Consider the following 11,660-nt stretch of genomic DNA (forward strand, 5'->3'; position numbering starts at 1 on the left):
AGTGATTTCGCGTTCAACCGCGAGGCACGAATACATCGGCCAATAGTTGATTGCGCGGCAGCCCCGACAGATACAGGCGCCGGGCGAAGGCATCGACGCTCTCGGGTGACCCGCAGAGTAAAGCCAGGGTTTGCCGGGAAACAAGGCGCAATTGCGCCAAAGCCGCCGACAACTCAGCCGCCGTCAGCAACTCGACGCTAAGATTTGGACGGTGTGCGGCCAGCGCCGCCAAGGGTTTGGCCAGGTAATGCTCGCTGGCATCATGGGCCAGATGAATCACCCGGATGGGGCCCTGATGATCCTGACGCAGCGCTTCACGCAACACGCCGAACAATGGCCCCAACCCGGTGCCGGCCGCCAGCAGCCACAACGGCCGGGTTTGCCAATCGGGATCGTAATGCAATGCACCGCCACGCAATTCGCCCAGACGGATCGGGTCGCCGATGTTCAAACGGCGCGCCGCATCGCTGAATTCACCCGGCAAGCGGCAGTCGAGGTGAAACTCCAGAAAACGATCTTCCTGCGGCAGGCTGGCCAGCGAATACGGCCGCGCCACGTTCCCGGCCCACAGCACCAGATGCTGACCGGCCTGATAGCGCAAGGGGCGCTCAGGCCGCAAACGCAGGCGTAACACACTGGGACTCAACCAATCGGCAGCCTCGACAGTGGCCGGCAAACCGTCACGCAGTGGATCGAACACCGCCACCTGCAGGTCATCGACGACTTCACACTGACAGGCCAGGCGCCAACCTTGTTGACGCTGCTCGGCGCTCAGCGCATCGGGACGCCGGTCGCTCACCTCGCCTTTAAGACAATGCACCAGGCACGCATGGCAACTGCCGGCGCGGCAGCTGTAAGGCACATGCATGCCGTTCTGGTTCAAGGCATCGAGCAGGTTGCTGCCCGCCGCCACCGACCACTGCTGCTCGCCCACTCGCAACTCAGGCATCGACGTTTTCCCAGGCAGCGGCGCAGCGATTGCGACCGTCGCGCTTGGCGCGGTATAGCGCCTGATCGGCACGCTGCAAGGCGTCATCCAGGTTGTCACCCGGTTCAAGCAAGGTCATGCCGGCGGACAAACTCAGGTCGCGCACATTCAGGCCGATCAACTCGACTTCGGTAAAGGCAATGCGCAGCCGCTCGCAACAGGAGGTCAGGCGCTCGGGGTCACAATCGGGTAGCAACAACACAAACTCCTCGCCGCCATAACGCGCCAGTACATCGTCTTCACGCAGGCAGGCCGTGGCGACGGCGGCGAACGCCTGCAACACTTGATCGCCGGCCGCGTGACCATGCCGATCGTTGATGCGTTTGAAATGGTCGAGGTCAACCAGCGCCAGGCCATGCACCACACCCTCTTCCATGCTGTGCAGTTCGCGCGAGGCCAGGCGTAGAAAATGCCGGCGGTTGAACAACCCGGTGAGTTCGTCGGTGGCCACCAGGTCTTCAAGTTGGCGCATCATCCCGCGCAACGTGTCCTGATGCGCCTGCAAGGCAAACCGCCGCTGGCGCATGCGCTGCCGCGAAGTCTGAACGTAGTTGGCATACAGCGCCAGCCAGACCAGCACGATGAACAACACGCAGACTTGCAGCGCCGCCAGCGCAGGGTCGGCCAGTTCGAAGTGATAGCCTTCCCAGAGATTGACGCTCGCAAAGCTGATAAAAACCAATACCGCACATCGGACAAACGCCCGGCGCGGCAGATGGAACAGGCCGAATAACAGGATCAATAGGTAAAACACCAGAAAGGCGCCACGGGCCGAGTCCAGATGAGCGATCAACCAGGTCTGCCAGCCAAGCCCCAGCAGCACCTGAACTTCAGTCAGACTGGGGTCGGCGAAACGCTGATTGCGCCCGGTGTAAAACACCGCGAACAACACCGACTGGCTGAGCATTACCAGCACTGTACCGATCAACGCACCGCGCACCGGCCCTTGATAATGTCCGCTGAGTATCGCCAGCCACAGCAGCAATAACGCCAGCGCATAGGTGCCCGTCGCCAGAATAAAGCGCTTGAGCAACAGACTCTGGATAGCGTTATGGGCCAATCGTTGACTCACCGTGCAAAGGGGGCTGATAAGAGTGTCCTACCCTAAAGGCCAGATGCCACTTTAGTGTTGCGTCCCAAAAATGACCATTCAATTTTGAGGTGATAAGCCACGCGTGATGCAATGTAGGCCAGGCAAACCTTTGTGGCGAGGGAGCTTGCTCCCGCTCGGCTGCGAAGCGGCCGTAAATCTGGCTGGCTGGGTGTACCTGACACTTGCAGGTGGGACGTTTTTGGCCTGCTGCGCAGTCCAGCGGGAGCAAGCTCCCTCGCCACAGAAAGCGTCTTTGCCAACATCTGAGCTGTGCTTGACCCTATGCGACTTTGGTTTGACTGCCGGCGGGTGTGCCCGGCTTCGAGGCGCGTTATACTGCCGCGCCTTTTTAGCGTCGCGCCAGCAACCCCGGCGTGCCTTGAAAGGTGTTTGCAGCCGACCGATGCACCCCAACTGCAAGCACCTTATTGAATGTTCCCGTCTTTTAGAGGAGCGCGACTCATGACCGTGATCAAGCAAGACGACCTGATTCAGAGCGTTGCCGACGCCCTGCAGTTCATTTCCTACTACCACCCCGTGGATTTCATCCAGGCGATGCACGAGGCCTACCTGCGTGAAGAGTCGCCGGCAGCCCGTGATTCGATGGCGCAGATCCTGATCAACTCGCGCATGTGCGCCACCGGCCACCGCCCGATCTGCCAGGACACCGGCATCGTCACCGTGTTCGTCCGCGTGGGCATGGACGTGCGCTGGGATGGCGCGACCATGGGCCTGGACGACATGATCAACGAAGGCGTGCGTCGCGCCTACAACCTGCCGGAAAACGTCCTGCGTGCTTCGATCCTCGCCGACCCGGCGGGCGCTCGCAAGAACACCAAGGACAACACCCCGGCCGTGATCCACTACTCGATCGTTCCGGGTAACACCGTGGAAGTCGACGTGGCAGCCAAGGGCGGCGGCTCCGAGAACAAGTCGAAAATGGCCATGCTCAACCCGTCCGACTCGATCGTGGACTGGGTGCTGAAAACCGTTCCGGAAATGGGCGCTGGCTGGTGCCCACCAGGCATGCTCGGCATCGGCATCGGCGGCACCGCCGAGAAAGCTGCGGTCATGGCCAAGGAAGTGTTGATGGAATCCATCGACATCCACGAGCTGAAAAAGCGCGGCCCATCCAACCGTATCGAAGAGATGCGTCTGGAGCTGTTCGAGAAGGTCAACCAACTGGGCATCGGCGCCCAGGGCCTGGGTGGCCTGACTACCGTGCTCGACGTGAAGATCATGGATTACCCGACCCACGCCGCTTCGTTGCCGGTGTGCATGATCCCCAACTGCGCCGCCACCCGTCACGCGCACTTCGTGCTCGACGGTTCCGGCCCGGCTTCGCTGGAAGCGCCACCGCTGGACGCCTACCCGGAAATCGTCTGGGAAGCCGGCCCTTCGGCTCGTCGCGTCAACCTCGACACCCTGACCCCGGAAGACGTGCAGAGCTGGAAGCCGGGCGAAACCGTCCTGCTGAACGGCAAGATGCTCACCGGTCGCGACGCCGCGCACAAGCGCATGGTCGAGATGCTGAACAAGGGTGAAACCCTGCCGGTGGACCTCAAGGGTCGCTTCATCTACTACGTCGGCCCGGTTGATCCGGTGCGTGAAGAAGTGGTTGGCCCGGCTGGCCCGACCACCGCGACGCGGATGGACAAATTCACTCGCCAGATCCTTGAGCAAACCGGCCTGCTGGGCATGATCGGCAAATCCGAGCGCGGCCCGACCGCGATCGAAGCGATCAAGGACCACAAGGCTGTTTACCTGATGGCAGTGGGCGGCGCGGCTTACCTGGTGGCGCAAGCCATCAAGAAATCCCGCGTGGTGGCTTTCGCCGAACTGGGCATGGAAGCGATCTACGAGTTCGACGTCAAAGACATGCCCGTGACCGTTGCGGTCGACAGCAAGGGCGAGTCGGTGCACATCACCGGCCCGGCCATCTGGCAGAAGAAAATCAGTGAAAGCCTGGCGGTAGAAGTGCAGTAAGCCTTTAACCGTTGGTAAAGAAAGCCGCACTATTTGCAAAAACAGTGCGGCTTTTTTTCGCCTGTCGTCCGAGGCGATACGCACGAATGGCGATAATAAACTCATCAATTAAGCTTATTTGTTCTAGAGAAACCCTTCCAACCTGTCAGGTATGACAGGTTACGCCGTGTGCCCAACTTGGTAGCGTGAGTCATCCACTCGCCAGGCTGGAACAGGATCAGTCCATGGAAGATCAAGCCTCCCAAAGCATTACCCCTCCTTCCATTGCCAAGAGTGCCGCGATTACCACCATCGGCAAAAGCTGGGGCGCCATTGGCACCAGCGGCAAGGCTTCTTTCGAGCTGCCGTTGCCGATCTCGCCGGGACGCGGCTTTGATCCGGCACTGGGGTTGAGTTACGACAGCCAGGCGGGCAATGGCCCGTTCGGCATCGGCTGGCGCTTGACCGTCAATGCCATTACTCGCCAGACCAGCAAAGGCGTGCCGCGCTACCTTGAAGACGACGCCATCGTCGGGCCCAGCGGTGATGAGTGGATGCCCGAGCGCGACAAGGATGGGCACATCCAGTCGCGACCGGAAGATCACTACAACGACGAGCCCGTCGGCAAGCATATCGTGGTCCGTTATTGGCCTCGGGTCGAAAGCGCCTTCGATCTGATCGAGCTTTGGCAGCCGAGCACTCAACAGCCACCTTTTTGGCTGGTGCACGGGGCCGACGGCAGTGTGCACATTTACGGCAAGACCGAGGCTTCGCGACGGGCTGATCCGCACGACGGGTTACGGGTTGGGGTCTGGCTGTTGCTCGAAAGCATGAACGCCCATGGCGAACACATCGCCTACGAGTACAAGCCCGAAGACCCGCTCGATGATCAACCCCACGATTACCGTGCTCAGTGCTATCTGCGGCGGGTGTGTTACGGCAATTTCAGCGCCAGCGAGCATCTGTATGCCTGGACCGTGGACAACCCGGCCGCGCTGGAATGGCACTTTCATCTGCTGTTCGACTACGGCGAACGCACGCTCGACTGGAGTGAAAAACCGGTTTACGGGGAACCGTTTCCACAACCTGACGATGACATCGGTGAGTGGCTGACTCGCCGCGACCCCTTCTTCTCCTATGGCTACGGCTTCGAGTTGAGCACCCGACGCCTGTGCCAGCAGATCTTGATGTTTCACCATTTCCCCACTGAACTGGGGCCAAATCCCGCGTTGGTCAAACGCCTGCTGCTGGAGTATCACCCGCAGCCGGCGTTCTATAGCCAGCTGTGCGCCGCGCACTATCAAGCCTATGACGCCAGTGGTGCGGTAGAACACATGCCGCCGATGGAATTCGACCACTCGCCATTCGAGATCAACACCCAATCCACGCCGTTCTTCCCCTTCGAACACATGCCCGGTATCCAGGACGGGCAACAGCATCATTGCCTCGACCTGTATGGCGAGGGTGTGCCGGGCTTCCTCTGCCAATACGACCAGAGCTGGTACTACCGTGAACCGCTGCGAGGGTCGAACCACCCTGATGAAATAAGCTACGGCCCGTGGCAGCTATTGCCGACCATTCCGGTCGCCGATGGCAGCAAACCGGTGAAGCAGTCGCTCAACGACCTGACCGGTGATGGCCGTTTCGACTGGATCTTTGCGCAACCGGCCTTCAGTGGTTTTTATGCGCTCAAGCCTGACCGGAGCTGGTCGCCGTTCAGCCTCTTCAGTGCCTTCCCATTGGAGTTTTTCAACGCCCTGGCGCAGTTCGGCGACCTGACGGGAAACGGCCTCAGCTCACTGGCACTGATTGGCCCCAAAAGCGTGCGTCTTTACGCCAACCTTCGCGAAGACGGCTTTGCGCCCGGGCAGGATGTACCCCACGAGCCCAACGACGACAGCCTGCCGTTGTTCAGCAATTCACGCAGCGAACTGGTGTTTCTGGGCCATATGCTCGGCAGCGATCTACCCGACCTGTGCCGCATTCGCCACGACGAGATCAAATGCTGGCCGAACCTGGGCTATGGGCGCTTTGGCAAAGGGTTCGTCATGGGCACGCTGCCCTTCGAGTACGGAAAGTTCGATGCCGCGCGGGGGCGAATAGCCGACCTCGATGGCAGCGGTGCCCCGTCGCTGATTTATCTGCATTCGGATCACTTCGATATCTACCTCAATCGCGGCGGCAACCGGCTTGAACAGACACCGATCAGCGTGGCCTGGCCCGAGGGCGTGCGCTACGACACCCTGAGCCAGGTCAACTTCGTCGACTTGCAAGGGCTCGGCTGCGCCAGTTTGATCCTCACAATACCGCACCCATCGCCACGACACTGGCGTTACGATTTTGTCGATGCGCGGCCTTATGCGCTGGTCATGACCAATAACAACATGGGTTGCAGTGGAACCGTGCGCTATCGCAGCTCGGCACAAGAGTGGCTGGATGAAAAACGACAATGGCCGGATGCCGATAAACCGCCGCCCTGCTACCTGCCGTTCCCGGTTCAGGTAGTCAGCCAGCAGAGCCAGCTCGACGAGATTACCGGTAACTGCCTGAAGCAGTTCTTCAACTATTTCCATGGCTATTACGACAGCCATGACCGTGAGTTTCGTGGCTTTGGCCGGCTGCACCAGACCGACAGCGAAACCAGCCCGGAGGAAAGTGAGAGCGGCTTTACCGCGCCAATATTGACCCGTACCTGGTTCCATACCGGACGCCTGGTGGACGAGCCTTGCGAGGGATACTTCAATGGCGACCACCAGGCCCATCCGTTGGGTGACACGCTGATCAGTCGCTTCCACGAGAACGACGGTATTGATGAACTCATCGAACCCACCGACGAGGACACACTGCACGAAATCGCCCGAAGCCTGAGCGGTTCGGTGTTGCGCGCGGAAGTCTTCGGGCTACAGAAAGACCGCGCAGCGGCCATTCCCTATTCGGTGGAGCAGTCACGTTATCTGGTGCGTGAACTGCGGCCCATGGCCCCGCATCATCCCCATGCGATCGTCTTGCCATTGCTGCTCGAAAAGATCAGCTACCAATACGAACGCCATGCCGATGATCCGCTGTGTCGGCATGAAATCACCCTGCGACGGGACCGTTTCGGCACGCCTGTTCAAACGTTGACCGTCAGCTATGCACGGCGCAAAACCGAACGGGACGAACCGCCCTTTACCGATCCCGATGAGGCTCAATGGTGGCTGGATGCCCACGATGACGCTCAACAGCGTTATTACCTGAGCGAATCACGCGCTGAGCTCATTCACCTGGACGGGTTTCAAGATTGGCGACTGGGTCTGCCGTGGCGCCAACGCCTCAATGTGTTGGAGCTGCCCATAGGATCGCTGCCTACGGGACTCAAACCCGAAGAGGTTTCTTATGAATGTTTGAGCCGATCCCATATGTGGGAGGAATGGAAAGCGTTGCGGCTGTTGAGCCAGTTGTCGCGACAAAGCTATCTGTCTACCGACGGCAGCCTGTTGCCTGACGGCAGCGCCCATTTCCAGGCATTGGCTGGCCCTCTGGAGCTGGCGGCGCTGGACAAGACGGCGTTGACGGCCTACGACAGCTTGCCCCCACCGTTCGACATCCGGGCGGAACTGAAGAAAATCGGCTTCCTGCCCATGAAGCTGTTTCTCGATAAAGACGCCGAAGAGGACAAGCAGGAAAACCTGTGGTCGGGACTGAACGGTTTTTCCCGTTACGCCGATCTCGACGGTTTCTACAAGGTGCTGCAATTCAATGCGACCGCCAGTCACGGGGTGACTCACGTCAGCCATGACGACTACCACCTGCTGACATCCCGCGTCGAACTGCCGGATGGCTGCACAACCCGCGCCGAATACGACTATCACGCACTCCAGCCCAAACGCGTCATTGATGCCAATGACAATCGTCAGGAGGCTCTCTACGAACCCTCCGGGCAACCGCTGGCAACGAGTTTCTTTGGCTCTGAAAATGGCGCGGACGTCGGTTTCGATCCCCTCGATCAACATCAGCGCCCTGAAGACGCCAGCCCTGGCGCAGCCATCCAGAACCCGAAAGAAGCACTGCAAAGAGCGGCCAGTGTATTACGCAAGGATTTGCACAGCTGGATGGGCGTGCTGCCCGATTCGGCTCACGTAGACCCTGATCAGTTGGCCCAGTGGATCGCACAGAGCTACATTCTGCCGTCCCTGCACATTCGCGCCGGCGCGCGCGCGCGTCTTGCCCGGCTCAAGGCCCGAACAGCGGCCGAACAGGCACTGCTGGAACTGATCCGCAGCACTCCCCGTGAACCCGTGCACAGTCTGGTGCTGACTGCCGATGACTATCCGGACGCCGAAACGGGTCAGCAGATCCAGATGCTACTGACCTGCGTCGATGGCTTTGGCCGCCCCCTGCAAACCAAGCAATTGGTTGAGCCGGGAATGGCCTGGGTCGTCAATGCGCAAGGCGAACTGGAGCTCGACCCGCAAACCGGCGAACCGCAGGAGTGTCATGCCGACCCGCGCTGGCGTGTCAGCGAGCGGGTGGAATACAACAACAAGGGCTTGGCCGTGCGGGTCTACCGCCCCTACTTTGCCGACGCCCATCGTTACATCAACGACGCATCGTTTCGCGAGGTCGGCTACCACGACCAACAGTTTTATGACCCGTTGGGCCGGCCGGTCAAAGTCATCAGTGCCAAAGGCTATGTGTCTCGCCAGGCCTACAGCCCTTGGTATCAGACCAGCGAGGACTTCAACGACACCCATGAACCTGAAGCCGATAAACGCCAGGACCGGAACACGCCATGAGCCTTCAGGTGCATCGCCATACACCGACCCTGAAGGTCAACGACAGCCGTGGCTTGCCCGTTCGGCAGGTCGAATACCTGCGCAAGAAAGTTGGTACGACAGCTCAGACCCTGGTCACCCGGCAAATCCATGACGCTGATGGCCGGTTGATCGCGCAATGGGACCCGCGGCTGTTCGGCAACGCCCCCAGACCTAACCTGGCCACAGTCTATCGGCTGTCAGGCGAAGCGCTCAGGGTCGACAGTGTCGATTCCGGTCGGCGTCTGAGTCTGGCCGGACTGGCCGGTGAAGTCCTGCAACGCTGGGATCAGCGCGCCAATCACTGGCGAACCACCTACGACAATCAATTGCGCGTGATAGCCGTTGAGGAAAACGCTCAACCGAACGTCGAAACCTTTACCTACGCCGACGCCTCTGCCGACCCCAAGTACAATCGACGCGGCCAGATGCTCGAGCAGATCGATCGCGCAGGTGTGTTGAGTTTCAGTGGCTTCAGCCTGCATGGTCAGACGCTGAGTGAAACCCGCACCTTTCCCGACAACAATCACTACACCAGCAGCCGACACTACAGCGCCAACGGCGCGCTGCTGACCCAGACCGATGCCGCCGGCCATCGGCAGCACACGCGCTACGACATTGCCGGGCAACTCAAGCAGGTCAGGCTTCAACTCGACGCCGACAGCCCACGTCAAGATATCCTCAGCGATACGCAGTACAACGCTGCCGGCCAGATCGTCGAACAGCGCGCCGGCAACGGCGTGATCAGCACCTGGGGCTACGACCCCATCGACGGCCGACTGCATACGCTCAAAGCCGGAAAGCCTGGCAAACCGCTGTGCCAAAACCTCGAATACGTCCATGACCGCGTGGGTAACGTGCTGCGCATCGAGGACCACACGCTGAGCACGGTGTTCTTCGCCAACCAGCGCGTCGACAGTCATCGCGAGTTTGCCTATGACTCGCTGTACCGGCTGACGTGGGCGAGCGGTTTCGAGGCTGAGAAACCCAATCTTCAGCCGGGCTTGCCAGACTTGATCACACCCATCGACCCTGGTCGCCGCTTCAACTACACCGAGCACTACGACTACGATCAGGGCAACAACCTGACGACATTGTGTCACCGCCGTGACGGCAACAACTTCACTCGCCAAATGCGCATCGATGAACACAGCAACCGTGGCGTGCGCTGGGAAGAAGATGATCCGGAGCCGATTTTCGATGAGCGCTTCGACCCCCACGGCAACCAGTTATTACTGCAACGCGGTCAGCCCCTGAGCTGGAATCCCCGTGACCAACTGGCCAAAGTGACCTTACTCGAACACAGCAACGGCCTGCCCGACGATGAAGAAACCTACCTCTACAGCCAGGGCATGCGGGTCTACAAACATCACGTGTGGCATACCCCATCCGCTAACCACTTCCATGACGTGTGCTATCTGCCAGGACTGGAAATCCGCACCCGCAGCGACGGCCAGCAATTGCACGTCATCACCCTGTCGACCGGCGTGGGCAGTGTCCGTTGCCTGCACTGGGTCACTGGAAAACCCGCCGACATCGAGCCTGATCAACTGCGTTACCACCTCGGTGATCATCTGGGTTCCATCGCTCTGGAGCTGGATCGCGACGGCGCAGTGATCAGCCTGGAGTTCTATTACGCCTACGGCGGCACCTGTTGGTGCGCGGGGCGCTCGGCGGTAGAGGCCGATTACAAGACCCTCCGTTATTCAGGCAAGGAAATGGATGTCAGTGGGCTCTATTACTATGGCGCCCGGTATTACGCGCCGTGGTTGCAGCGCTGGGTCAGCGCCGATCCGGGAGGGGATGTGGATGGGCTGAATCTGTATGCGATGGTGGGGAACAATCCGCTGTTGTATGTGGACAAGACCGGAGGCCAAAAAGAAGAAGCCTATATCTATAGCTATTCAATGTTCATATCGACCCTCGCCGCAGACGCCGAGCAGACACTTGGGCAAATCGACAACATCATCAATCAATCCGGCATCGGGAAAGCGTTACTGAAAAACACCGTCGGCGAAGGAATAAGCGCTGCTGCCGGTTTTTTTGGTGGTTTTTACGGCAGTGAAGCTGTGGGAGCGCTCCTGCCTAATGCCGGTGTGAACATCGATCCCTTTGCCGTTGGTTTTATTGGCGGTAACGCAGGCGGTGATCTGGCGGGGGACTCACTGGCACCGATCGCTTCACCCTTCAGACTGGTCGGGCCACTGATACCGCAGACCTCATCAATGACCATTGATGAAATTGACCGCAGGGCCGGCCTCGCCGTAAGCAGCGACTCAAGTATTTCGATTGAAAGTGGAGTCTCGTTTTTTTTCAACAGAGTGGTGGGTTCGGTGGTTCCTGGCGTCAGCGCGATGCTGGCACTCGGGTCCAGGGTTCAAGAAGCCGAAGACATCAAGAACGGACTGGACCCCGTTAAAATCGACAAGATCGAAAACATGCTCATCGACTGGAAAACAACGGTCAAACAACGGTCAAACAACGCGGGGCCACTGCTGAAGCAGGATTTGACGCATTGAAAACCGATGCCATCAATCCCGCTGACGTATTACCCAATGTGAACTACATGACGCCCAAAAGCATGCTTGAGCCGATTCACCGGGCCACCTTGCAGCAACAAACCAGAACCGTCCTGGATTTGATAGACCGCTCCGAAAAGGGCATGGCCTATTACAAGGAGATGAGAACGACCGACAATCAATTTTTGCTCAAGCAAGCGCGTACGGCCCGGCAGCGCTGATCGGTAAAGCCGATCGGCAGACTCTGCCGGGAGTGTGCCGCGTGCCATTGATCTGGCGCCGAATTCCGGTAGCGCTCCATG

Annotated in this window: 6 protein-coding genes; 4 read left to right on the plus strand and 2 right to left on the minus strand. The window is 59.5% G+C overall.

Annotation, left to right across the window (positions count from 1 at the left end; all coding sequences use genetic code 11):
* Window positions 1-13 precede the first annotated feature (13 nt).
* Complete coding sequence (locus tag ACIPIN_RS04730) at window positions 14-949, minus strand: iron-sulfur-binding ferredoxin reductase (protein WP_401115978.1); 936 nt, start codon at window positions 947-949, stop codon at window positions 14-16.
* Window positions 942-2,048: a diguanylate cyclase domain-containing protein gene (locus tag ACIPIN_RS04735; RefSeq protein ID WP_401115981.1), complete on the minus strand. Its 1,107-nt coding sequence runs from the start codon at window positions 2,046-2,048 to the stop codon at window positions 942-944. The genes ACIPIN_RS04730 and ACIPIN_RS04735 overlap by 8 nt, the downstream gene beginning before the upstream one ends.
* A gap of 495 nt (window positions 2,049-2,543) precedes the next feature.
* Here ACIPIN_RS04735 and ACIPIN_RS04740 point away from each other — a divergent pair, with 495 nt between their 5' ends.
* From ACIPIN_RS04740 to ACIPIN_RS04755, 4 genes are all read left to right on the plus strand, one after another.
* Window positions 2,544-4,067, plus strand: coding sequence for a fumarate hydratase (locus tag ACIPIN_RS04740; protein ID WP_008156025.1), 1,524 nt, complete (start codon window positions 2,544-2,546; stop codon window positions 4,065-4,067).
* Between the two features lie 224 nt (window positions 4,068-4,291).
* Window positions 4,292-8,821: a SpvB/TcaC N-terminal domain-containing protein gene (locus tag ACIPIN_RS04745; RefSeq protein WP_401115985.1), complete on the plus strand. Its 4,530-nt coding sequence runs from the start codon at window positions 4,292-4,294 to the stop codon at window positions 8,819-8,821.
* A complete protein-coding gene (locus ACIPIN_RS04750) occupies window positions 8,818-11,358 on the plus strand; it encodes an RHS repeat-associated core domain-containing protein (RefSeq protein ID WP_401115988.1) in 2,541 nt (846 codons plus the stop codon). Before ACIPIN_RS04745 ends, ACIPIN_RS04750 begins: the two co-directional genes overlap by 4 nt.
* A complete protein-coding gene (locus ACIPIN_RS04755; RefSeq protein ID WP_401115991.1) occupies window positions 11,355-11,579 on the plus strand; it encodes a hypothetical protein in 225 nt (74 codons plus the stop codon). The genes ACIPIN_RS04750 and ACIPIN_RS04755 overlap by 4 nt, the downstream gene beginning before the upstream one ends.
* The last annotated feature ends 81 nt before the right edge of the window (window positions 11,580-11,660 follow it).

Source organism: Pseudomonas sp. NPDC087697 (assembly GCF_044743155.1).
Classification (GTDB): Bacteria; Pseudomonadota; Gammaproteobacteria; order Pseudomonadales; family Pseudomonadaceae; genus Aquipseudomonas.